Genomic DNA, 23,585 nt, shown 5'->3' on the forward strand with positions numbered 1-23,585 from the left:
TTTTTAAGTGGTCTGTAGGCCGCCTTAGCTCAGTTGGTAGAGCATCGGACTGAAAATCCGAGTGTCACTGGTTCAAGTCCGGTAGGCGGCACGTTGAAAATCCTCCCAGGTATTTGGGGGGATTTTTCTGTTTTTGCTGGTATAATCTGTCATAAAAACAAAAGTTTGTTCTTGTGGTAATCCCATACCCTTTAAGGCGGTAATTGGTGGTGTGGAGCGGCAGCTTAAGAACCGCCGTCGTTGCCTCAGCTGCTCACCATTTCAAGGACGGAATAACCGAGACTTAGTGACAGTGCTCGGACGAGAACGATCGCCTGGTAATGAGAAGTACCGACGGTGGCAAGAGAAGGCGCGGCGGGAACGAAAGGCACTGCTTGTAGCGCAGTGTGGTGGGAAGTGTGCCACATGCGGCTATGATCGCTGCGTGGCTGCACTAGAGTTCCATCATCGTGACCCTACAACAAAGCGGTTTAATCTTGGGAAGGACAACTTGCTCAAGGCTTGGTCACTTGTCTTGGCCGAAGCACAAAAGTGCGATCTGTTATGTGCGAACTGCCATCGTGAGCTTGAGGAGCGTCTGCGTCTTGAGGCGCAGGAATCTTGGGACGCAGGGAACTTTTCCGAGATGTTGAATTGTTAGCCTGATATGACATCTTCTGTACGTGACGACTATGCCCGTATGGCGCGTGGGTGTGAGTCGACTTTGATCGCCACCGCACGGCGCTTGGTGCGCGACGACGACCGGGTGCTGGACTTGGTGCAAGAGGCGCTTGTGCGTGGCTACGAGGCCTTTCGTGCAGGGAAGTTTGTGGCGGGGGGAAAGCCTTGTGCCTGGCTTGCTCGCATTCTGACCAATCACTTTATCAATGAGTGGCGTCGTGAGAAGAAATGGGGGGCGGGTGTCACGGTGGAGGATGTCACGGCAGGCGGGGAGATTGGCCCCGAGGCGACCCGAACCGCGAGCGCCGATATGCTTCTGCTCGAGGCCACGCTAGAAGAACCCCTCGAAAAAGCCCTCGCTGAGCTGCCCGATGCCCTCCGCCTGACCGTGATTCTCGTGGACATGCAGGAGCTGAGCTATCAAGAAGCGGCGGAGAGGCTCTCGGTGCCTGTGGGGACGATTCGCTCACGGCTGGCCCGGGCGCGCTTTCAGCTCGCCGAGCGCCTGCAGGTATGGGGGAGAGAGAGGGGCCTGGTATGAAAAGCACGAAACCCTGTCCGCACATGACAACACTGCTCTCGGCGCTGGCAGACGACTCGCTCCAAGGGATTGCCCGCTGGTACACACAGAACCACGCCCAGCGCTGTCCGGGGTGTGGAAGCGCCCTCAGCGACCTGCGGACGCTGCGGGAGCGTATTCGAACTCTCGGGGTGCCTGCGGGGGAGACCCTGCAGCTCTCGGCGGAGCACTGGGAGCGCCTGGAGGCAGCCTGGGAAGAAGTCGATAAAACGGGAACCTGAGGCTAGTGCTCTTGCGTACCGAAGTTTAGAAATATCTGTCTGGTATAATTTCACATGCAACCGAACGCGCTCTGCCAGTGTCGGATAAGCCAGTACAGAAAACGCGCCGCTAGCAAGTGCGCAGGAGAGAGTGAACAATCATGTGGAAGCGATTCCTTGCGGTAATCCGATCCTGGTTCGGAGCCGGTCTTGACAAGCTGGAGGATCCTGGGATCCTTTTGGATGACGCCAAGCGCCAGATGCAAGAGATGCACGCCCGAAACCGCGAGCGTGCTGTCGTTGCCATCACCCAGAAAAACAACCTCCAAAACCAGGTCGATGATCTTCAGAAGACCGTTGATAATCTTCAAGCCAAGGCGGAGTTCGCCCTTAAGCGTGGCGACCGTGAGCTTGCTCTTCAGCTCCTCAAGGAAAAACAGAGCTACGAGCAGAGCCTGGTGAGCGCCAAGGAGACCCTGGCACAGGCTATCGAGACCTCCGAGCAAGTCAAGGTCGCCATCAAGCGTGAGGAAGAGCAGATCCGCCAGAAGACGGCTGAGGCACTCGCCCTCAAGGCCAAGTGGAAGCAAGCTCAGATCCAGTCCGAGATGGAGAAGCAGCTCCAGGGCATGGGAAGCTGGGAAGACCACAACAATGTCTTCAACCAGGCCAAGAGCAAGATCAACAACAAGCTCAACGAAGCCAAGGCGATGAATGAGATCGGCCAGACCAATGTCGAGAGCCGTCTGCGCCAGCTTGAGGTCACTGAGGCGGATGTGGTTGCTCAGAGTGAGCTAGAGGCTCTGGAGGCCAAGCTAGGGCTTGCCGCGCCAATCGCCCAGACCACGACCGCTCCTACCAACGAGATCGAAGCCGAGCTCGCCCGACTGGAACAAAAAGTCGGCGGCAGTGGTGGCACAGGTAGCTAGAGCGTGTGTCGTCTTTTAGGAATGGTGGCAGGCCCGCCGGGGGACTCTCCGGCGGGCCTGCCGTCCTGGCAGCACTGTGTGGGAGCTCCTCATGCCTTGCGACACCAGGCAAGTATCGGTAAGGTCCCCCCTGACAACCCACCCGGCCATGAGGACTCCTGGGGAGTGGGCTGGTTTGACACATCGGGGCAGATCTCTCTCTTGCGCCAGGTAGGGTCCGCCAATACGTCTGCGTACTTTGTCTTCGCCTCAGAGGCCGCGTCCAAGGGGGCTTGTGTTTTTCTGGGCCACCTCAGGAAGGCATCGTGTGGCGCGGTGACCAGCGACAATGCTCATCCGGTTCGGATCGATCCGCTTGAGGGTAAGAGTGGCGATAGCCTCCTCGTGATCCACAACGGTACCCTCAAAGGGGAGCTCCTGAACTGGGTACGCTCGGAGGGGGCGGCTTGGGGCCGAAGCGAGGCACGCTCCGACTCGGATACCGTCGCCTTGGCGGGCTGGCTAGCCTCGCAGATTGGGAGTGTCTCCCCAGAGCAGCGGCTCACCAAGCTCGCAGGCGCACTCCGGCGCTTGCTCGTGCAGGCTGCTCTTGAGGGGGACGCGACCCGTAGCTACACCGCGATCAACCTCTTGATTGCAGCCCCTGAGGGACTCTATGCCCTGCGGCAGTTCTCTAAAAATCCCGATTATTACACCCTGGCAGCTCGCCCCCTTACCGAGGGGGGCTGGGTTCTTGCCTCTGAGCCGACGGACCATGAGCCGGGCTGGGAGGCACTAACCCCCGGCGAGCTGGTATTCTATGGGACAAAGGACCGCACGGTACAGAAAGAGATGGTGGTATGAGCATTCCAGATAGACTCGGGCGACTAGGGAAGGCCTATGTGGGCGCGATCAAGGACAAGATTGAGTCCGAGCTCTCCGAGCGTGAAGCGGCAGTGAGTGAGCTTGACGGGGGCGAGGCACGGCGAGGCAAGGCGGTTCCTCCTCCGCCTGCGAGCGAGCTCTCTGATCTGGATAGCCTGATGCGTCGGGCGGAAGAGAAGATCGCCGCAGCACGCCAGGGGCTTGAGGCGCGTGAGGAGCTTGCCCCCACCGCAAAAGCTGCCGCCGTAGCACCGGTCGACACCAATCCCCTGGCCTCCGACTACCGGGTTCTGGGGCTCTCCGCCGGAGCGAGCCTTGCCGAGGTGCAGGCCGCCTACGACGACCTCACACGCCGGAGCGATCCCAAGCGCTTCCCCGAGGGCTCTCAGGAGCAAGCGCAGGCACGCCGTATCTTGGAGCGGGTCATCCTCGCCTACGACAACATCCGTCGTGAGAACAACCCAACCGAGGATCGCTTCGCAAAACTGGAGCTGTGAGTTCACCAGACGTCGTTGTCTATGGCACGGTTGCGCTGGATCGTTTTTTCCCCAGTGGGCGTGAGCTTGCGGGGGGCGAGGCCCTCAACACCGCCTCTCAGCTGGCAGGCTGGGGGCTCTCGGTAGCGCTGGTCGGTACGACCCTTGGCGATGATGCTGAGGGGCGACGGCTCCGTGAGCTGATCACGGCAGGGGGCCTAGAGCGCACCTACATCCCCGATCACCCCGCGGCGGTCACTCCCCTCTGTGAGATTACCGTCGCCCCGGACGGAGAGCGCACGATGCGCGGGCGTGGCTTTGCTGAGGCGCTTGCCCCTCCCGTCCCTGTCGAGCTTCTCCAAAACCAGCCTGTGGTCGCAGTGGATCCCAACTTGGGCGAGGGCGCGATTGCCATGGCCCGTGCGGCGCTTGCGGCGGGCTGCCCCTTGGTCGCAATGGACTTCTTTCGGCCCTTAGATATTGTCACGAAAGCGACGATCCTTCAGTGTAGCCCGGAGTCCCTGGGACGCTTTGGGGGGCCAAAAGGAAGCCCTGAGGAGATCGTGCATGCCTTGGCTGCTCCCACCTGCATCCTCACGGAGGGAGCCGTGGGAGGGCTAGTCAAAGAAGCGGCGGGGCTCTGGCGCTACCCGGCCCATCCCCTTCTCGATATCCTCGATACCACGGGCGCGGGCGATGCCTTTCGCGCGGGGCTCTGCTATGGCCTGGTGCAATGCTGGCCTCTCAAGCGTACTGTCGCGTTTGCTAGCGCGGCTGCGGCATGCCACTGTCGGCGGCTGGGGGGAAGCTCTCAAATTCCCTTGGAGGAAATTCAGGCACTCTTGTCAAAAAACTCCTAAAATTTTTTCGAGATTTTGTCAGATTCCGCCTATGTCAACCGTTATAGAGCCGGAGGAAAGCATTGTCCAGCTTCGTTGGGCACTGCGCTCTGGAGATAGTGCTTCTATTGACCGTGCTGTCGCGCCCCTTATCGAGGCGCTCTGGCAGCCACTTGTGGACCAAGCGCGGCGTATGGTGCGCTCGTCTTGGCGCCCGCTGGGGCTAGAAGGAGAGGATCTTGTCCAGGAGGCATGGCTCCGGGCACTTACCTACCTGACGGAGCCCGCGGGTGAGGGGATCCAGACCCAGGAGCACCTCCAGCGGCTCTTGTTACGGATGGTGCGTCAGCGCTTTCTGGATAGTGTAGACCGCGCAGAAGGACGAGATGATCAGGAGTATGACGAAGGGAAGGCAGAGGCCCAGGCAGGCCAAGAAGAGCTGGGAGAGGGACTCCTCTGGTTGGAGGAGGGGCCACGACAGCAGCTCCTGGGAGCTCTGTTTGAGAGCGAGGAGGCGTTTCAGGCAGCCTGCGCCCGAAAGCCAAAGCGTCGTCGGCGGCACTACCAGGCCTATGTCTTGTTCTTGTTGGCTACCTACTACCGCACGGAGGTTCTCGCGAGTGCAGAGACCGCTGCGATTTTTCAGCGCTATGTCTCGCTTTTGGGAGTGGCGAGCGAGGACTGGAGGGTGCTGGAGCAGGCCGCAGCGCTCCCGGAGTCTGGTGACAGCGAGCTCTTTGCGGCCGTCAATACCGTCTGTGGGACTACCCTGGCGGAGCGTGGAGCGCTGTATGTCTTTCGGTATGAGCTGGGACAGCTCGCAGGTGAGAGATGACAAGAGTAACCAATGAGGAGCTAGTGGCAGTTGTCGAGGGAAGTGCGGATGCCCTCACCGAGCGACGCGTGCTCGCCGCAGCGCTGACCGATCCTATGGTGCGTCGCCGCCTTGATGTACTTCGGACTGCTGCGGAAGACACCACGCCTCTGCCTGCACTAACCCCGGGGGAGGTTGCTCGGCTTCAAGAGAACCTTCAGATCGCTGCACGGCGGGTGGGGCGTGAGCTCCAGGAGCGTGCCATGGGAGAGACCGAGCCGACCGTGGACTGGCAAAAACTGCTGGGAGCACGAATACGCTCTTTTCTCTCGCTCCCCAAAAAGCGCTTGCACCTACCCGCCTTGGCTCCCGCTCTGGCGGCACCCGTGCCTCCGATCCAGGTACAGCGTGAGGTCCTGGAGACGCAGGGGATTCATCTCGAAGTTCACCAGCTCCCTGGGGAGCCTGCACAGCTACGCTTCTATGCAGATGCGAGCACCGCAGCGGAGTTTATCTCAGGAGAGACGACGGGGGTCGCTCTTGCCTTGCGTGAGGAGGGAGCGACAGAGCTTTGGGTGGAGGTGATTCCTCTGAATGAGGAGGGACGTGGCGTCCTAGAGCGCCCTGCTCCTGTTGTGCAGGGGAGCGTCGAGCTTCTCGCTGCGGCCTTGGTAACCGACTGATGGCACAGGTAGCTCTGGGGCGGCTCCAAGCACTCTTAGAGGCGATCGTGCTGAGCGCACCCGCGACTCAGGCTGCGTTGCTCTGGGTCGCACAGGGGGCCATTGTCCATCCTGACCTTCAGCCCCATCTCTCCGATCCACTCTTGCCCTTGGATGGAGCCTTTTTAAGCTTGGATAGCCAGCAACGCGCGATTGACCAGGCGCTCGCAGCGCTCCCGACGACCGGGGGGTGGGTAGGGATGCTCTGGGGGGCGCTCTATCTTCCCGCACAGCAAAAGGCCCAGCCTTGCCGTGTTGCAGTCGTGGCGCTACCAACTGAGGAAGGGATACTCTGGACAACGCCTGAGCCGGTGTTACCCGTGAGCCCAGATATCGCGCAGAGCATTCAGCAGGCACTGACAGAAGCGCTACGGCTCATTGAGCGAGCAAGGCTCACACCTCCTCGGCCCGTCCGCTTGCTCTACCGTGTCGAGTGGGGGGAGAGGGCCGTGGGCGACTCACTGGGGCTCCCCCTTTTTCTGGCAGTCCTATCGGCGCTCACTGGGCGGGAGATTCGGCCAAACCTGGGGGCGACCGGTGCACTGGGAGTCGATACGCTGCGCCCCGTGGACTGGGTTGCAGAGAAGGAAGCGGCTCTCAAGGAGATTGGAAGTGAGCTCCTCTCTCCTTTGACTACCCCAACCCTGGTGGACGCTGCTGATAAAGCACTCGTAGGCGGCGGTATTTTTATCTCCCCAAAGGCTCCCTCGATCCCTCCCTTGGTTGCCGAGCCGACATTCCTGGCAGTGGATCTAGAGCTGGAGATAGGTACCACCCGACGGTCGCAGATCATTGCTTTTGAGGAGACAGCCTGTGCTGCGCTTGAGCGGGCAGGAGGCTTTCTGTATCGGAGTAACGCTGGTGTCGAAGAGGGAATTCGTGCCGTGTTTGCCACTCCCGAAGCGGCTTGCCAGGGGGCTGTCATGGTACAGCAAGCGCTGTATCATCGGCAGTGGCAGCCAGATACGAAGCCACTGCTGGGGCGTATTGGGATCTATCGTGGGGGCGCCGAGCGCCTGCCCGACGGCTACCTTGGCGAGGCACCACGTATGGCGGTCCGGCTCATGCAGGCAGCACAGGCGGGGCAGGTGCTCCTTCCACGTGCACTAACCACCACCACAGAATTCCCTGCCACGGTGTTGGGTACGCATCGCTTGCGAGATCTGTCGAGTATTGAGGAGCTCTGTCAGCTCAACCCACCTGATGTCCCTCCCTGCACCCTCCCCCCGCGTACCTTGCGTCTGCGGCAACATAACCTCCCTCTCGAACCCAATCCCCTCCTAGGGCGAGCCACAGAGCTGGCTTCCATACGGGCGATTCTGAACTCAGGGCGGCGGTTGCTGACCCTAACGGGGCCAGGGGGTATAGGGAAGACTCGCCTTGCGCTTCAGGTTGCCGCAGAGCTGGTGGAGCAGTACCCAGATGGTGTTTGGTTTGTTCCCCTAGCGGAGGTAGCGGGCGAGGACCAGCTGGTGACAGCAATCGCAGATGCGATGGGGCTCGTGATTCGTGATAGCCGGGTTAACTTCGTCGAGGCACTCGCTCACCGACGCGCCTTGCTTGTGCTAGACAACTTTGAGAGTGTTCTTGACTGTGCTCCTCGTGTCGCACAGCTCCTACGTGATGCCCCAGGTGTTGTTTGCCTTGTCACCTCGCAAGCCCTCCTCTCTCTAAGTGGCGAGTGGCGATTTGAGGTTGCTAACCTCACTCCTGAGGAAGCATGTCAGCTCTTTATGGAGCGCGCACATCAGGCCAACACCGCTCTGTTACTGACGACTGAGGACCAGAGGAGCATCCAAAATATCTGTGAACGCTTAGAAAGAATGCCTCTGGCGATTGAACTTGCCGCAGTCCGCGTCAGATTATTTTCTCTGCCTGAGATTGAGAGGCGTCTTGATGATGCCCTGAACTTGTTGGTCACACGAGCTCGCGACGTCCCAGAGCGGCAGCGGACTCTCCGTGGTGCGCTAGAGTGGTCCTACAATCTCTTGGACTCCACGGAACGTCAGTATTTTTTGCGTCTCTCTATTTTTCCCGGCAGTTTCCTTCCTGATGCTGCTAGCCTCGTCTGTGAGGAAGCTGATATCTTGGAGTGGCTCTGTGTCTTGGAAGACAAGTCTCTGATCCGTCGCGAGAGCAATGGTCGTTGGCGCATGCTCAGCCTCGTTCGCCAGTTTGCTCAAGAATATTTATCTTGCCTGCCTCTGGAAGAAAATCTTGCACAAAAGGGCTTAATTAGCTACTGTAGTGGTATCGCGCAGAATGCAGCAAATAATCTCGATTCACCGAGAGAAGGTAAAACCTTCGATATCCTAGAAGCTGATTTTGAACTAATTCGCCTTTCCGTGGACTTACTCTGCAAGGACAAATCTGAATATTTAGTTCCATTACTTCTGAATCTTGATTATTTTCTAAGGAGGCGTAGGTATTTACGGGAAATAGAAAATTGGTGTCAGTTTGCATTGAAGAATATTGATGAATGTGATTCTGTAAGTAGGGGGAAGTTATGCTTGGCATTATTTGCTGTTCTGAAGGATAAAGATGTTGAAGAATCATTTGAATTGATCAATGGTGTGATTGATATTGCTTTACTGATTTCAGATGAATCATTATATGCTGAGGCGTTAAGTTATAAGGGTATATTATTGGTTAGGGAAAAAGCTTTTGATGAGGCCTTAATATTGTATCGTATTGCTATGGGTATATATGAACGCAATAATGATAATGTTCGTTGTGTGCGGTTACTTAATAGTATTGCGCAAGCTAAAATACGATTGGGAAGATTTGATGATGCTGAGAAGGATATCAATGATGCGATTGATATAGGAAGAAGAATTGGATGCACAAGAGATTTGATCGTGTCTATGAATAGTCGTGGTTTTTTGTGCCATGAATCAGGAGATTATGAAGGATCAGGTATTGTGTCTCGTGAGTTGGTTGATCTATGTTTGGAAATGAATGATATTTTGCCAATGATTGCGTCAGTAGCGAATTATTTTGATGTGAAGTTATGTAATAGTACTGTAGATATTGAGGTATTTTTGTTGATTGCTAAAATTTCAAAAGATATTGGTGATGTGGCGAATTATGAGCACGTGCGTAAGATAATTTTAACTAAATATTTAGTTAGTGAAGATGCAATACCTGTATGTAGGCATCAATATGATTTGAAGGACTTAAAAGGCTTGTGGCAGCTGATTAATATTGTTGCAGATGGGAGATTTTTGGTTGACGGCGATGAAGTATCAAATTAGCTCCTTTATTTTTATTTTTAGATGCTTGCCTAGTCGGAAACAATAGGGTACACTCTGTCGAATCTTGTAGGCTCAACTGCTAGAGGGAACGTAGTCAAGGTCGCTGGCGACACGTTTTCTGATTACCAGTTGTGTTTATATTTACTATACTGAAACGGAGAATTATCATGGCCTATAGTCATGTATCGAAAAAAAATGGGGTGGCTTACTATCTTCATGCTCGTGTGACCCCCACTGCAAATGGCACGCGCACTATGTACTTCTTTGCGAAAGAAGTTAAAGCTGGTGACGACGTAACCAAGGCACTTGATGAAGTACCTGCTGGATATATTGTTGTTGAGAGTGATGCGACAGGTCTGCCACTCTTGAAAAAAGGGTAGTTGTACTTCGTTTAGTGGGAAATGGATGGCATGATGAGTGAAATACTCATCATGCCATTTTCTTATCTGCCTAAGGTTAAATCGGTAAAGGGAATACGTCCATCTCCCGTTAATGGAGCGACTCCATCCCATTTTGTAATTGCCTTACGCCGTAGCTCAATCTTTTTAAGCGCGACTGCCTTATCACCCGCCTCGCCGAGGAGACGGTTAACTTCGGCTTGTTCTTTTGCTTTTGTCTGGATGGTCTCTGCCTCCACCGTGGCGCGTTTTAGGGTGACTTGAGCGGTGTCGAGCTCCGCACGGACGGAGATGCGCTCGTTGACTTTTTGTTTTACCTCTTCGGGGGGGTAGACCTCACCGGTGAAGACATCATCGACCGTTAGGCCCCATGCAGCGAGCTTTGGGGTGAGCAGGGTCTTGACCCGCTGGCCAAACTGCGCACGTTCTTTGCTAGTGAGCTCAAAGACACTCTTTTGACCACTGACACTATTGACTGCCCAGTTGGTAGCAGGACGGATGAACTCTGTCTGGATCTCCTGGATGTCATTGGTGCCGAAGTTCTTGTAGACGGTCATGACGTTAGTGGGATCGACATGGTAGCTCACGGTGACATCGACAGGGAGGATGGCCCCTTCGTTGGTGGAGCACTGGATGGAGTCGTTGCCAGAGCGCTCGGCACCACCATGGCCACCTCGTGTGTAGGTAGCGTTTCGGATATTGGTGGGGTAGAGAACCAGGCGCTGGCGAGGTAGTACCCAGACGACTTGTGGCTTGAGGAGCCTTTCCTCGTTACCACTCATCGACGAGAACTTAACCCCGACTTGCGCGGGAGGGATCTCTCGGGCACAGCCGGCGAGCAGGGGGAGAGCTAGCCAGAGAAGAAGGTTGGGGGATAGGGTTTTCATTGTCCGTTTTCTCCTTGTGGGCGTGCTGTAGCTGCTGGGGCAGTGGCGCGGCGCTTACTGAGGGCGGCGAGTGAGCTTCCATCAAGGATCATGGTCTGGTTGCCTCCGGTACGAATCTCGGGGAGGTGGCCGTCCCACTTCTCGATTGCCTCCTCGTCGGCCTGGAGCTGGAGCTGCTCCAAGCCCTTGTCTTTTGCGGTGGCGCTGGTGAGCTGGGTGGCTGTCATCCGGGCTTGGGCGGTGATGACATTGGTCTGGCGGGAGACCTCGGCGATCTGTTTTCGGAGAACTGCAATATCGTACTCGGTGTACTGATTGACCCGGCGGGTGATCTTCTCCATGGTCTCGGGGGCGGGGTAAGCGGTCATGAGCATGAGGGAGTCGATGGCGATCCCTTTGGAGTCCATGCGCTTCTTGAGCGAGTCCGTGGCAAGCTGGCAGAACTCCTGGCGCTTGGGGCCCATGAGCTCAAAGACATCGTACTTGGGGCCGATCTCATTGACGACATCCTTGATGGCGCGGCGCAGGTGGTTGGCCTGGATGGTCTCCACATCGATGGGGCCAAAGCTGTTGAATACCTTGATGGCGTTCTCCTCGCTGATGCGGTAGATGACGCAGACATCGAAGGTTGTGTTGGCGTTGTCGCTCGTGGTGATGAGGATGCCATCGGCGACCTTCTGCTCCCCTTCGTTGGCATCCTGGACGTACTTGGCGCTCATGAGCTTGGTGGGGAAGGAGTAGAGCCGCTGGCGCCAGCCCACAAAGACGCGTCCCGGCTTGAGGGGCTTGGGCTGGACCCCCGAGCTAGCGTCGTAGAGAATCCCGACATAGCCCGCATCGATCCAGGCCGAGCGGGACTCGATAAAGCTCCAGATGGCGATTCCGGCGACTAGCACCCCCCCGCAACCTAGAGCAAACGTTTTAAACTTCATGACTTACTGTCTCTGCAGGGGCACCTGCTCCTGCGTCTCGTCGTCTTCGTGCAGGTACTGCTGCACTTCTTTCTCCGCCTGCTGGCGCTGCTTGGCCTGCTGGCGGGCCTCTTCTTCGGCGCGGCGGTCGCGCTCGATCCAGTTGATAAAGTAGCGTCCTGCTCGCTTCAGCTGAGGCCGTAGCAGCCAGGCAAGCGCTGCTAGGGCGCTCAGGGCAAGCAGAAACACCATGAGGTAGGTTCCACCTACGGGTCCCATTGTCTCTGAGTACTCCTTCTTCTCCGACCCCTCTCGGAGCGATCGGTTGCATCGGTTACCCTATTTAAGCCTAAATCCCCGTATCCTGCAGAATGGCCTTGTGGACCGATAATCCCCATTGACGTGAGCCGTCGCGATGGGATAAAATACCCGCACAGGGTTTTCCGCAGGAAAGGGTAATTAAAGAGAATGGCACGAATTCTAGCCGTGGACGACGAACCCAATATCGTCCGATTGATTCAAGTGAACCTGGAGCGCATGGGTTACACCGTCGAGACCGCCAACAATGGCGTCCAGGCTTTAGAGAAGATTAGAGCGAACCGTCCCGATCTGGTTGTCTCCGATGTGATGATGCCGGAGATGGATGGCTTTGAGCTCCTCTCCTCCATTCGGCGCGATCCCGCGCTGGAGACACTTCCCGTGATCATGCTGACCGCGAAGACCCAGGATAAGGACGTTCTAAGTGGGTACTCCCGTGGCGCAGACATGTACTTGACCAAGCCCTTCAACCCGATGGAGCTGATCTCGTTTGTCAAGCGCATCTTGCAGACATCCAACGAGAGCGACGGTCGCTACAAGATCTAGGGTCTCTCCCTGTGCCCCCGCGCTGGCTCGCGGGGGCTTTTTCTATTTTTCGCGGATTCGGGCTGCTAGCTCGTCTTTGATTGTGGAGGTTGCTCAATGTCTAGGAAATATCTCACACTTGCCCTCACGGGAGGGCTACTTCTCGGTGCTCTACCCTTCTCCGCCCGCTTGACGGCGCGGGACTCGGCAGCGAAGATCCAGGAAGGCCGGGAGACTGCTCAGTCGCTGGAGACGACCTTTACCCACTTGGCAGAGACTATAGGACCCTCTGCGGTCTCGATCAGTGCTGTTGCCGAGGTCTCCCCCGCGGAGTCTGGACTGGAGCAGCTCTTTGCCCCGCGTACCCAGCGCCGGCGTCCCAACGCCCCCAGCACCCCAAAGCCGGGAGAGGGGACTGAGGAGCCCGAGCCACTGCTACGGCCTATCGGTGGCTCTGGTGTGATCATCCGCAGCGATGGCTATATCCTCACCAACGACCATGTGGTGGAGAAGGCGCGCGACGGCAAGGTTAAGGTCAAGCTCTCGACGGGCGAGACCTTCACGGGGCGCGTCTTCCGGGACGACCGTTCGGACCTCGCAGTGGTGAAGATTGATGCCAAGCGGCCCCTGCCCGCTATCAAGTTTGCCGATTCTGGGCGCATCCAAGTGGGGCAGTGGGCGATTGCGATTGGCTCTCCCTTTGGCCAAGACAACACGGTTACCACGGGGATCATCTCCGCACTCCAGCGCAAGTCCACGATTGGCGGGCCGATGGATGGCCGCTACTACCCCGAGCTGATCCAGACCGATGCCGCTATCAACCCGGGCAACTCGGGCGGGCCCCTGCTCAATATCAAGGGCGAGCTGATCGGGATCAATGTTGGAATCGACACGCCGTCGGGGGGGAGTGTGGGGATTGGGTTTGCCATTCCTGCCAACACCGCCAAGTTTGTCTCGGACCAGCTGATCGCCAAGGGGAAGGTCACGCGTGGCTATCTCGGGCTCACTCCCGTGGACCTGGAGCCTGAGCTGCGCTCCGCCCTCAAGGTCTCGCACGGTGCCTATGTCTCCACCGTCAGCCAAGACAGCCCTGCCGACACCGCGGGAATCGATGCGGGTGATGTGGTGGTGAAGTTTGGCACGACCGAGATTCGGGATGAGGTCAGCCTGCGAAACGCAATCGCGACCGCCGAGCCTGGCACCAAGATTCCGATTGCGGTGCTCCGTGAAGGCAAGCCGCTGGCACTTACCGCCAAGCTAGAGAAGGTACCCGAGAAGAGTGAGGCGACCCCACCCAAGCCATTGGCTAAGCTCAAGGCAATCGCGCCACTTGAGGCGAGCTTTGAGCCGCTCGACGATGAGATTCGCTCGCAGCTAAAGCTCAGTGACACGTTCAAGGGGGTCTATGTCGCTGCGGTTCGGCCCGGCACGCCCACGGATGAAGCAGGGCTGGCACGGGGCATGATCGTCGTCAGTGTCAATGGGAAAACCGTCACCACCGATGCCGAGGCCAAGAAGATCGCCGCTACGGTCTCGTCGGGGAGCTTGGTGACCCTGCGGACGCTCATTGTCCCACGCGACGGTAAGCCGAGCCGTGGGATCATCAATATCCCCGTCCCGTAGACGGGGAAGACGAAAAAAAACAGCACCGGGGGAGGCTAGCCCGGTGCTGTTTTTGCGTGTGGCTAGCGCCCGAAGCGCTGGCCAAACCCGCTGCCCGGCCCCGAGCCGAGCATGTTGTTTCCCATCCCAGGCTGGCCCATGCCAAACCCGCTCGGGCCACGGCCCGCGCCGAGCTGGCTGGCACCCATGCCGCTCATGCCGTTGCCTGTCTGACCGAGGAGCCCCGTTCCCCCGCCCGTCCCAATCAGGCCATTGCCCGACGAGAAGCCTTGGCCGCCGCGCTGACGCGTGAAGCTGGGGATGGTGAGGACTCCGCCTAGGAGCTGCTCCAGATCGGCGGGATCGAGGTAGGTGAGGTTGATCCGCTCGTAGTGGGGGCCGCTGGGGGCTTGGACAACGGGCGCTTCCGGGGCGCTCGGGGCGGGACTGAGAGAGGGGATGCGCGGCTTGACGATCCAGACGCCGTTCTCAATGGTGTAGGTCAGGGGCTGGGAGCTGGCGCGCATGAAGAGCTTGAGGGTGTTCTCCAGGGGCTGCTCGGTGAGCTTGAGGGTCACAAAGCCGACGACATTGTTGTCGATGACATAGTTCTGGATCCCCGCTTGCTTGAAGATCGCCTCAATGGCATCGCGTGTCGGGGCGTCTTTCAGATCGACGCTCACCCGAGCGGTGAGGTCTGCTTTCTGGGCAAGGGCGGTGTGGGGGATCGCAGTCAGGCTGAGCGCGATGGCGATAGTGGCAAAGGTACCGAATTTCATAGGAATCTCCTGTAAGGTGGTTGCTTAGTAGGACTCCCCGCCGTGCGCCTGCCTTCAAATAAACTTTGCCATCGCCTCACTGGCCAGGAAGAGTCCCTTGGGCTCGGTGAGGCGCAGGTGGGTAGGCGTGTGCTCTAAGAGGCCCTGCGCCACGAGCTCGGCGATCGTCGGGGCCCAGTGCTGCTCGGCGCGGACACCAAAGCGCGCCGCGAAGTCGTTAAGTGAGACACCCTCCACGAGGCGCAGTCCCAGCATCATGGTCTCGCCCATGGTCTCCTCGGCAGAGAGAGTCTCCGTTTCGAGAGCCAGCTCCCGGCCTGCCAGGGCGGCGTCGATATAGGCCGAGGGGCGACGGATATTCACCCGGCGCACGCCGTCTAAGTACCCTGTTGCGCCGGCCCCTAGTCCGAAGTAGGGCTCGTTGCGCCAGTAGACCCGGTTATGGCGGCAGGCAAAGCCCGGCCTGGCGTAGTTGCTGATCTCGTAGCGTGCGAGGCCTGCAGCCTGGGTCTTCTCCAGCGCGCGGCTAAACATCGCCGCCTCCGCACTCTCCTCTGGTAGGGGGAGCTTGCCACGCTCGCGGCGGGCGAAGAACGGGGTGCCTTCCTCGACAATCAGCCCGTAGATCGAGAGATGGGGGATATCGAGCGTGAGGGCGGTCTCCAGGGTGCGCTCAAAATCGGAGACTGTCTGGCGGGGCAGGCCAAACATCAGGTCTAGCGAGAGGTTCTCAAAGCCCGCGGCACGCGCGTGGACAATCGCCTGCCTTGCCGCCTCGCCGCTATGCTCGCGGTCGATGAGCTTGAGGAGGCTGTCGTTGAAGGTCTGGACACCAAAGGAGATGCGGTTGAAGCCTGCCGCGCGGAGCGTCTCTAGGTAGGGAAGATCCGCATCCGAGGGGTTGGCCTCCAGCGAGATCTCCGCGTCGCTGGCAACCGTGAAGTGGCTCTTGACCGTACTGAGGATTTGCACGAGGGCAGGGGCCTCTAAGTTCGTCGGGGTTCCGCCGCCAAAAAAGATCGTCTGGAGCGCGCTCCCCTCGCCCGCCGCGGCAATCTCACGGCAGAGGGCCTCTACATAGCGTGCCTTGGTGCCGTCTTTGTAGCCCGAGTAGGCATTAAAATCGCAGTAGCCGCACTTGCGTGAGCAGAAGGGAATGTGGAGGTAGAGCGCGGATGCGGAGCGTGACATAGGCAAAACTTGTTGTATCATGCCCGCAGAATGCTTGGTCAAGAACTTCTCGGACAGCTCAGTGTCTCGCTACGCTGGGCAAACGACCACGACTGGAAAGCGGGAACCGACACGGCCTCGACCCACAGCGATACGGGGGCACTCTGGTACGTGGGGCAGGGACAGCTGGAGGCGACTCTCAATGGCAAGCACTGGGTGGTGCCTACGGGGAGTGCGCTTCTCTTGCCACGGAACGTGGTCCGTGAGCGCCTCCGTACCGACCGGGGTGCGGTCTGGTGGTCGGTGGGGTTTGAGGCCCTACTCTTTGGCCGTCTGGATGTCTTGCAGCTGCTCCACCCGCCGGTTCTGTGGCAGCCAGACCTGCCAACCCGGACCCTGCTCCTGCAGTGGATGACCCAGGCAGCGCAGCAGTGGCCCGACGATGGCCTGGGCTACTTGCCCACGAGCCTGCCCCGCGATGAGCAGGCACGCCTGATCGGGGATGGGCTGGCGAAGGCGATCTTTGGCCTCTGCTGGCGCGTGCTGAGCGTGCGCGAGAGCGGCGAGGACCGCCCCCTGCGGATCACCGGGGCCCCGGACTGGCTCGTCCCCGCGCTCTGGGCGATCCAGGACAACCCCGCCCTCACCCCCGTACAGCTCAGCGAGACATACGCGGTGAGCCCGGCCCACCTGCGGCGCTGCTTCCACCGGTTTGTGGGGGTCTCTCCCCAAGCCTACCTGACCGAGCGTCGGCTGGAGCGTGCCTGCCGCCTGCTCCGAAGTACCCACATGACGGTCGCGGCGGTAGGGGAGGCGATCGGCTTTGAGAGTGTCTACACCTTCAGCCGTGTCTTCACCGAGCGCTTTCTGGTTCCTCCGTCGAAGTGGCGCGCTCTGAGCGAATCCGATAACAAGATTGCCGTGCTGGATAAACCCTAATTAGCTTTGCTCCCGTAGAATGGGGAGCACGATGAAGCTCACTCTCTTGCCCGCTCCGGCGCGGGCGATCTTTCGTGATCCGGACTACTACATCTGGTGCGGGAGCATGGTCCGCACCGACGACGGTAAGTGCCATTTGTTCTACTCCCGCTGGCCGCGCAAGCTGGGGCACTACGCCTGGGTGACCCACTCCGAGATCGCCCATGCGGTCGCGGACTCGCCGCTGGGGCCGTATCGACATGCGGATGTCGCGCTGCCCGTGCGGGGAAAAGAGCTCTGGGACGGCCTCTGCACGCACAACCCGACCATCCATAGGTTCGGCAACAAGTTCTATCTCTACTACATGGGCAACACCGGCGATGGGGTGGCGATGAAGACCCTCAACTGGACCCACCGTAACAACCAGCGTATCGGGGTTGCCGTGGCAGACTCGCCCAACGGTCCGTGGAAGCGCTTCGACAAGCCTCTGATCGACGTGACACCTGGCTTCCACGATGCCCTCATGACCAGCAATCCCGCGGTCTGTGCGACTCCCGAGGGCAAGACACTCATGGTCTACAAAGCCGTAGGAACGCAGAAACCCGCTCCGTTTGGCGGCCCTGTTGTCCATATCGCCGCCCTCGCCGAGACCCCGACCGGGCCGTTTGTGAAGCACCCAACCCCGGTCTTCACCAAAGAGGGCGTGCTCTTTGCCGCCGAGGACCCGTATATCTGGCTAGACAGTTCGGGCAAGCGCTTCTGGGCAATTGTGAAGGACAACGAGGGGCACTTCACCCACGCGGGCAAGTCTCTGGCGCTCTTCACATCGCCCAACGGTCTGGACTGGGCACCCACCGAGAGCCCCTTGATCTCCACGACCGAGATTACTTGGGCCGATGGTAGGAAACAAAAGCTCAACTCCCTGGAGCGGCCCCAGCTCTGGCGCTCCGCAGACGGAAGAGAGGCCGCACTGTTCTGTGCCTGCGACGAGACCAAGGAGCGCACGCACTCGTTCAATCTCGCGATCCCGGTGGAGCTAGGCTAGTGCGGACTGTTCTGAAGAACGCGGCCTACACGCTGACCGTCCTCGCGGAGGGCACTCTCTCGCTGGTCGCCAACGCGGGGGGCGCCCCTGTCCGCTTTGCGTCGCAGTTCTTGGTGCTCCGGCGCGACGACGACCCAAAAGTGACGCTTCGTCGCGCTGAGCTGCCGCAGAACATCAACTACAGTGTCCCCACCTGGCTGCGTGCCTCCGGGGCCGCCGATAGCTCCTTGAAAACCGCCGCGACCGATACCAAGGTCGCCGCAGGCGATGGCCTCGACCCTGCGACCCTCCAGGGCAGTGGGGCCAACCGTACGGGGAGTCTCTTCCGCGCCGCCGCTTCTACGATACTCACGGCAGTACGCACGGAGGTGGTCGGGCAGACGGTCCACTGGCACTTCCCTGAGCACGCCGACTTCTCGTTGACCGCCGAGGTCACGCTCCTGCCCGGACGCGAGAGCCCACGCCTGCGCTTTGTGGTCACGCCCAAGCGGGCAGGGTTCTACTCCGTGGGCTATCTCGGGGCCGCTGCGACCGAGCCCGCAGGCACACAGGAGAGCTGGCAACCCCTGATCTGGCAAGAGAAGCGCTTCCCCAGTGCCTCGTTTCTCACGCCCGCCTTCCACTGCCCCCTCCCGACAACCCTGGTGATGGCCCAAGACCGCACCTACGGCCTGATCGCCGAGCCCAGCGAGCTACCGTTTCAGCCCCTCCCGACCTTTGAGAACTCCCGCTTTGGGGTGGCGCTCCGCGACAGCGACGGCAAGGCGCGCCCGATGCTCTTTGCCCCGATGCTCGGGGGCACGGGCTCGCAGCGCCAGCCGGGCGAGGCGTTCACGTTTTCGCTACGGCTGATCGTGCAGCCCGGGTCGCTGCTCGCCACCTACCAGAGCCTCGCGCGGGAGCTCTACGGCTTCCAGGACTACCGCCAGAGCACGACCCACTCACTGAACCAGGCTCTGGAGAACATGGTGACCTACGGGCTGAGCGAGTACAGCCGGTTCAACACGGAGCTCAAGGGCTTCTCCTACGAGACCGATGCGCCTGGGACCGTCAAGAATGTCTCCGCGCTCCACCCGCTCTCCGCGGCGCTGGTGCTCGATGACCGTGAGATCTTTGAGAAGCGGGCCTACCCACAGATCGAGTACGTGCTCTCGCGGGAGAAGTTTCTCTTCTCCACAACCCCCGATATCAAGATCCAGAACCCGTCGTGGCGCTTGCTTGGTCCCTGTGCACCGCTCTCGGAGCTCACGGCACTCTACGCCATCGGCCAGCGCCGCTCGCCCTTGCTGCTGCGCGATGCCACGGCGCTCTTGAAGCAAAAACGCACCCTGAACCTGGACACGCCCCAGTCCGAGGACACCTGGCAGAACCTGCTGGCGCTCTACGAAGCAACCGGGGAGCGGCGCTGGCTCGATGCGGCACGCACGAAGGCCGATGCGTACCTCAAGTCCTACGTGCAGACCCGGCAGAGCGAGTTCGCACCGGGCTCGTTCTTCTGGAATAGCTTTGTCCCTGACTTTTTCTCGCTCCTCACTCTCTACGAAGCGACGGGCGAGAAGCACTACCTGGAGGCCGCCCACGAAGCAGCCCTGCGCTTCACGCAGTTTATCTGGCTCTGTCCGCTGATTCCCCGCCAGGCCGTGACTGTCAACAAGGGAGGCAAGGCACCGGTCTACAGCTACCTGGCGAAGCGCACCGACGGCCCAATGTCCGTACCCGAGGAGACCGTCCCCGCCTGGCAGCTCTCGGAGATTGGGCTGACGGCGGAGGCAGCGGGGACGAGCGTGGGGCACCGGGGGATCTTTCTGACCTGCTTTGCCCCATGGCTCCTGCGGATTGCCGCCCTCACCGGCGATTCCTTCCTGCACGACCTGGCACGCGCCGCCGTGGTGGGGCGCTACGCCAGCTTCCCAGGCTACCACATGAACACGGCGCGGACGACGGTCTACGAGAAGCCGGACTACCCGCTTCGTCCCTTTGAGAAGCTAAGCTACAACTCGTTCCACTTTAACCACAGCTGGCCGCATATCGCACTCCTGCTGGACTACCTGATCTCCGAGGTCGAGACCCGTAGCCACGGCACGATCCGCTTCCCGGGGCGCTACGCCGAGGGCTATGCCTACCTCAAGAACCGCATCTACGGTGATCGTCCCGGAGTCTGGCAGGGAGAAAAAGATGTCTGGCTCTGGATGCCGCGTGGGCTTGTCAAGGTGAGCGTCCCACAGGTCAACTACATCGCTGCCCGAAGCGGCGACAACAAGACGCTCTATCTCGCACTGACGAACCAGTCGTCGGAGCTGGTGCAGGTTACGCTGACACTCAACCAAGCACTCCTGCCTGGCCTGAAAGGGAACCAGCGGCGCGTGCGCATTGGGCCGAAAGGGATCGCCACCCTTAAGATTTCTGGTGTGCAGATTCAGCCTCGCTTCCAGACAGAGCTGCTCGGCACGCCGGGGAAGCCCTGGGCACGCGACGAAGCCCGGGCGGCGTTTATCCAAGGGGAGGTGATCGGGATGGTTCTCAACCTGGGCCCGAGTCTCCAGAGCGCCTTTGTCTACCTCCAGGGCACCTCGCAAGAGATCCGTGAGGCGCGGCTGACCTACCAGATAAACGACTCTCCCGAGGTCACCCAAACCGACAGCCGTTACCCCTTTGAGTTCACCGTGGCCCTTCCCCCGAACGCTACCGCCTTTCGCTACCGAGTCGAAGCCGTGACTGTCGGCGGCAAACTTCAAAAAACGGAGCCTCAGACGCTCCAGAGAGAACCATGATGCTATACCTCGCACTTGCGCTTGCGCTACAGCCTCCCGCTTCTGAGCCACCCCGCTGGACAGGGGAGGGGTACACACTTGCCTGGTCGGATGAGTTCACCAGCAAGTCCCTCGACACGAAAAAGTGGGTTTTCCGCACCGATAGCAAGCACTGGAGCACCCAGAAGCCCGAGAACGTGCGGGTCGCAGATGGCTTCTTGCGCCTGGAGCTCAAGAAAGAGGACGCCGGCGATAAGCACTACACGGGCGCTGGGGTGATCTCTAAGAAAACCTTTACCTACGGCTACTACGAGGCGCGCTTCAAGACCCCGCCCGGCGCCGGCTGGCACTCGTCGTTCTGGCTCATGACCCACGATGGCTCGGGGGGAACCAGCCCCAAGGCCACCAACCAGGAGCTGGATATCATCGAGAATGACTCCATCAGCCCCCTCGGCTACGGCGTCAATACCCACAAGTGGAACCCCGAGCCCCACCAGAGCTTTGGCGGCAAGCACGTCAAGACCCCCGATCTCTCCGCCGACTTCCATACGTTTGGCTGCGAGTTCACCCCGGCTACCGTCAAGTACTACTTCGATGGCGCGCTGGTGCAGACGGTCGATGCCACGAAGTTTGCCCACAGCCCCCAGCACATCTGGCTGACCAGTATCGCCTCCCAGCTCGGGCGAACGACAGCCGTAGACGATACCAAGCTCCCCGCCGCCGTGCTCTTTGACTATGTCCGCTACTATGAAAAGAAGCGCTGAGCCGCTCGTGCTGGCCTTCGACACGCCTGCCACGGTCTGGACGGAGGCACTGCCGCTGGGCAACGGAAGCCTCGGGGCGATGGTCTTCGGCGGTGTGGAGAAAGAGCGTCTCCAGCTCAATGAGGAGTCGCTCTGGCTGGGCGATGAGACCCAGATGGGCAGCTACCAGCCGCTAGGCGACCTCTTTCTGGAGTTTCCTCACACCGACATCAGCCACTACACGCGCCAGCTCGCGCTCGACGATGCCCTGCACACGGTCTCCTACACGGCAAACGGAGTCCACTACCAGCGCGAGGCGTTTATCAGCTTTCCCGCGCAAGTGCTCGTCTTGCGCCTCACCGCCGATAGGCCCGCCTCTGTCTCGTTCTCGCTGCACCTCACCGACTCCCACGGTGGCACGGTCACCCCGCTGGGCTTCTCGGGAGCACTGGAGAACGGCCTCGTCTACGAAGTCCAAGTACGCGTCCTCACCGACGGCGGCACGCAGCGTGAGGAGAACGGAAAACTCGTCGTCTCAGGAGCGACAAGCGCGACAGTGCTCCTTGCCGCCGGAACATCGTTTGCCAATGACCCACGCCGAGGCTGGCGTGGGGAGCATCCGAAGAAGAAGCTGGAGCAACGGCTCAATCAAGCGGCAAAGCTCCCGTACGAGAGCCTCAAGGCCGCGCACCTTAAGGACTACCAGGCGCTCTACCAACGTGTTGCCTTTGCTCTGCCGGATGCGAAGGCGGCGCTGTTCTTTCAGTACGGGCGCTACCTGCTGATCGCCAGCTCCCGCCCCGGCGGTCTGCCCGCGAACTTGCAGGGAATCTGGAACGCGGACCTCAAGCCTGCTTGGTACAGCGGCTACACCACCGACATCAATGTCGAGATGAACTACTGGATCGCCGAGACCACGAACCTGTCGGAGTGCCACGCGCCGCTCTTCGACTGGATCGAGAACCTGGCCTTTGTCCGCAAGAAAAACGCCCAGCCCGCGCTCGCCACCAACAAGGGCTGGGTGATCCACAGCACCAACAATCCCATGGGCGGGAACTCCACCTGGGCGATCCACCGGCCGGGAAGCGCGTGGCTCAGCCAGCACTTCTGGGAGCACTATGCGTTCTCGGGGGATACGAAATTTCTCCGCGAGCGTGCCTATCCCATTCTCCGCGAGCTCACCGAGTACTGGGAAGGGCACCTGGTCGAGGATAAAAACGGCGCGCTGGTCACCCCCGATGGCTGGTCCCCCGAGCACGGCCCGGTTAAAGGCGAGGGCGATCGGACAACCTATCCAGGAGTCTCCTACGACCAGCAGCTTGTCTGGGACTTGTTCACCAACTGTATCGAGGCGTCCGAGGTGCTGGGCACGGATGCCGCCTACCGTAAGAAGATTCAAGGGATGCGCCAAAAGCTCCTGGGACCACAGGTCGGCAAGTGGGGGCAGCTCCAGGAGTGGGCGGAGGACCTGGACAATCCCAAAGACCAGCACCGCCATGTCTCCCATCTCTTCGCTGTGCATCCGGGCCGACAGATCACGCCCCTCACAACCCCGGCGCTTGCCCAAGCGGCGCGGGTCTCCCTCAATGCCCGCGGCGACGGAGGCACCGGCTGGAGCAAGGCGTGGAAGATCTGTTTCTGGGCGCGGCTCGGCGACGGTGACCGGGCCTATGCGCTCCTGCAGAGCCTGCTCACGCCCACCGATGGCAAGCGCGGCGGGGTCTACCCCAACCTCTTCGATGCCCACCCGCCGTTTCAGATCGACGGTAACTTCGGCGCAACCGCGGGCATGACCGAGCTGCTTCTGCAGAGCCACACGGGCGAGCTGCACCTTCTCCCCGCGCTACCCCATGCCTGGTCCGAGGGTAGTGTCACCGGCCTCCGAGCACGAGGCGGCTTCACGGTGGATATCGCGTGGGCGGCAGGAGCACTCACCCACGCCCGTATCCGCGCCGACAAAGCAGCCACCTGCCGCGTTCGCTACGGCACCCAACAGCTTACCAAGGCACTCCGCAAGGGCGAGAGCGTCACATTTCCTTTGAGGTAGAGATGAAACGAAACTTCTTTCGCCGCCGGTTGGAAACCGGCGTCTGCAATGGCGTGCCGCCGCAAAGCCCGTGCCGGGCTACCAATACTGTCCCCCTTCGCGAAGCCGGAGGGGGTCGCGCTCTAAGGCGCGGGGGGAGGCTAGCCCACATCCT

Annotated in this window: 22 protein-coding genes and 1 tRNA gene; 18 read left to right on the forward strand and 5 right to left on the reverse strand. The window is 60.0% G+C overall.

Annotated features, from left to right (window positions below):
• Nucleotides 1-18: 18 nt before the first annotated feature.
• From HNQ39_RS16225 to HNQ39_RS16275, 11 genes are all read left to right on the forward strand, one after another.
• Nucleotides 19-91, forward strand: a tRNA-Phe gene (locus tag HNQ39_RS16225).
• 555 nt (nucleotides 92-646) lie between these two features.
• Entirely contained in the window at nucleotides 647-1,201 is a 555-nt protein-coding gene (locus tag HNQ39_RS16230) for a sigma-70 family RNA polymerase sigma factor (protein WP_184198493.1), read from the forward strand.
• Nucleotides 1,198-1,461, forward strand: a complete 264-nt coding sequence (locus HNQ39_RS16235; protein ID WP_184198496.1) for a hypothetical protein — start codon at nucleotides 1,198-1,200, stop codon at nucleotides 1,459-1,461. The genes HNQ39_RS16230 and HNQ39_RS16235 overlap by 4 nt, the downstream gene beginning before the upstream one ends.
• 140 nt (nucleotides 1,462-1,601) lie before the next feature.
• Nucleotides 1,602-2,369 (forward strand): PspA/IM30 family protein, encoded by a 768-nt coding sequence (locus tag HNQ39_RS16240; protein WP_184198499.1) that lies wholly within the window; start codon nucleotides 1,602-1,604, stop codon nucleotides 2,367-2,369.
• Between the two features lie 96 nt (nucleotides 2,370-2,465).
• The gene (locus tag HNQ39_RS16245) at nucleotides 2,466-3,212 is read left to right on the forward strand and encodes a class II glutamine amidotransferase (RefSeq protein ID WP_184198502.1); all 747 of its coding nucleotides are present in this window, start codon (nucleotides 2,466-2,468) and stop codon (nucleotides 3,210-3,212) included.
• The gene (locus HNQ39_RS16250) at nucleotides 3,209-3,730 is read left to right on the forward strand and encodes a hypothetical protein (protein WP_184198505.1); all 522 of its coding nucleotides are present in this window, start codon (nucleotides 3,209-3,211) and stop codon (nucleotides 3,728-3,730) included. Before HNQ39_RS16245 ends, HNQ39_RS16250 begins: the two co-directional genes overlap by 4 nt.
• Complete coding sequence (locus HNQ39_RS16255) at nucleotides 3,727-4,569, forward strand: PfkB family carbohydrate kinase (protein WP_184198508.1); 843 nt, start codon at nucleotides 3,727-3,729, stop codon at nucleotides 4,567-4,569. Before HNQ39_RS16250 ends, HNQ39_RS16255 begins: the two co-directional genes overlap by 4 nt.
• Nucleotides 4,570-4,600: 31 nt before the next feature.
• On the forward strand, nucleotides 4,601-5,383 hold the full coding sequence (locus HNQ39_RS16260; RefSeq protein WP_184198511.1) for an RNA polymerase sigma factor: 783 nt from the start codon (nucleotides 4,601-4,603) through the stop codon (nucleotides 5,381-5,383).
• Nucleotides 5,380-6,045 carry a hypothetical protein gene (locus HNQ39_RS16265; protein WP_184198515.1) on the forward strand — a complete coding sequence of 222 codons (666 nt, stop codon included), beginning with the start codon at nucleotides 5,380-5,382 and terminating at the stop codon, nucleotides 6,043-6,045. Before HNQ39_RS16260 ends, HNQ39_RS16265 begins: the two co-directional genes overlap by 4 nt.
• A gap of 605 nt (nucleotides 6,046-6,650) precedes the next feature.
• On the forward strand, nucleotides 6,651-9,338 hold the full coding sequence (locus HNQ39_RS16270; protein ID WP_184198518.1) for an AAA family ATPase: 2,688 nt from the start codon (nucleotides 6,651-6,653) through the stop codon (nucleotides 9,336-9,338).
• Nucleotides 9,339-9,505: 167 nt separating this feature from the next.
• On the forward strand, nucleotides 9,506-9,718 hold the full coding sequence (locus HNQ39_RS16275) for a hypothetical protein (RefSeq protein ID WP_184198521.1): 213 nt from the start codon (nucleotides 9,506-9,508) through the stop codon (nucleotides 9,716-9,718).
• 62 nt (nucleotides 9,719-9,780) lie between these two features.
• On the opposite strand, the gene HNQ39_RS16280 is transcribed toward HNQ39_RS16275, so the two are convergent.
• Genes HNQ39_RS16280 through HNQ39_RS16290 form a run of 3 tightly spaced genes read right to left on the reverse strand, consistent with a single transcriptional unit; the run spans nucleotide 9,781 to nucleotide 11,813 of the window.
• Nucleotides 9,781-10,623, reverse strand: coding sequence for an SPFH domain-containing protein (locus HNQ39_RS16280; RefSeq protein WP_184198524.1), 843 nt, complete (start codon nucleotides 10,621-10,623; stop codon nucleotides 9,781-9,783).
• Nucleotides 10,620-11,555, reverse strand: coding sequence for an SPFH domain-containing protein (locus tag HNQ39_RS16285; protein WP_184198527.1), 936 nt, complete (start codon nucleotides 11,553-11,555; stop codon nucleotides 10,620-10,622). Before HNQ39_RS16285 ends, HNQ39_RS16280 begins: the two co-directional genes overlap by 4 nt.
• A 3-nt stretch (nucleotides 11,556-11,558) precedes the next feature.
• Nucleotides 11,559-11,813 (reverse strand): hypothetical protein, encoded by a 255-nt coding sequence (locus tag HNQ39_RS16290; RefSeq protein WP_184198529.1) that lies wholly within the window; start codon nucleotides 11,811-11,813, stop codon nucleotides 11,559-11,561.
• Between the two features lie 189 nt (nucleotides 11,814-12,002).
• Between HNQ39_RS16290 and HNQ39_RS16295 the strand changes: the two genes are divergently transcribed.
• Together HNQ39_RS16295 and HNQ39_RS16300 are read left to right on the forward strand one after the other, a co-directional pair.
• Nucleotides 12,003-12,398, forward strand: coding sequence for a response regulator transcription factor (locus HNQ39_RS16295; RefSeq protein WP_184198532.1), 396 nt, complete (start codon nucleotides 12,003-12,005; stop codon nucleotides 12,396-12,398).
• Nucleotides 12,399-12,494: 96 nt separating this feature from the next.
• Complete coding sequence (locus HNQ39_RS16300) at nucleotides 12,495-14,000, forward strand: trypsin-like peptidase domain-containing protein (RefSeq protein ID WP_184198535.1); 1,506 nt, start codon at nucleotides 12,495-12,497, stop codon at nucleotides 13,998-14,000.
• A 62-nt stretch (nucleotides 14,001-14,062) separates the two neighbouring features.
• Here the strand turns inward: HNQ39_RS16300 and HNQ39_RS16305 are convergent, their stop codons facing one another.
• Nucleotides 14,063-14,758, reverse strand: coding sequence for a hypothetical protein (locus HNQ39_RS16305; RefSeq protein WP_184198538.1), 696 nt, complete (start codon nucleotides 14,756-14,758; stop codon nucleotides 14,063-14,065).
• Nucleotides 14,759-14,812: 54 nt separating this feature from the next.
• The gene (gene hemW, locus HNQ39_RS16310; RefSeq protein WP_184198541.1) at nucleotides 14,813-15,949 is read right to left on the reverse strand and encodes a radical SAM family heme chaperone HemW; all 1,137 of its coding nucleotides are present in this window, start codon (nucleotides 15,947-15,949) and stop codon (nucleotides 14,813-14,815) included.
• A 30-nt stretch (nucleotides 15,950-15,979) separates the two neighbouring features.
• On the opposite strand from hemW, the gene HNQ39_RS16315 reads away from it, so the two are divergent.
• The 5 genes from HNQ39_RS16315 to HNQ39_RS16335 are packed head-to-tail and all read left to right on the forward strand — an operon-like array spanning nucleotide 15,980 to nucleotide 23,431.
• Complete coding sequence (locus HNQ39_RS16315; RefSeq protein WP_184198544.1) at nucleotides 15,980-16,867, forward strand: helix-turn-helix domain-containing protein; 888 nt, start codon at nucleotides 15,980-15,982, stop codon at nucleotides 16,865-16,867.
• Between the two features lie 31 nt (nucleotides 16,868-16,898).
• Entirely contained in the window at nucleotides 16,899-17,891 is a 993-nt protein-coding gene (locus HNQ39_RS16320) for a glycoside hydrolase family protein (protein WP_184198547.1), read from the forward strand.
• Nucleotides 17,891-20,662, forward strand: a complete 2,772-nt coding sequence (locus tag HNQ39_RS16325) for a glycoside hydrolase family protein (RefSeq protein WP_184198550.1) — start codon at nucleotides 17,891-17,893, stop codon at nucleotides 20,660-20,662. Before HNQ39_RS16320 ends, HNQ39_RS16325 begins: the two co-directional genes overlap by 1 nt.
• Nucleotides 20,659-21,405, forward strand: coding sequence for a glycoside hydrolase family 16 protein (locus HNQ39_RS16330; protein WP_184198553.1), 747 nt, complete (start codon nucleotides 20,659-20,661; stop codon nucleotides 21,403-21,405). The genes HNQ39_RS16325 and HNQ39_RS16330 overlap by 4 nt, the downstream gene beginning before the upstream one ends.
• Nucleotides 21,389-23,431: a glycoside hydrolase family 95 protein gene (locus tag HNQ39_RS16335; RefSeq protein WP_184198556.1), complete on the forward strand. Its 2,043-nt coding sequence runs from the start codon at nucleotides 21,389-21,391 to the stop codon at nucleotides 23,429-23,431. Before HNQ39_RS16330 ends, HNQ39_RS16335 begins: the two co-directional genes overlap by 17 nt.
• Nucleotides 23,432-23,585: the final 154 nt, after the last annotated feature.

The sequence above is a fragment of the Armatimonas rosea genome (assembly GCF_014202505.1).
GTDB lineage: Bacteria > Armatimonadota > Armatimonadia > Armatimonadales > Armatimonadaceae > Armatimonas > Armatimonas rosea.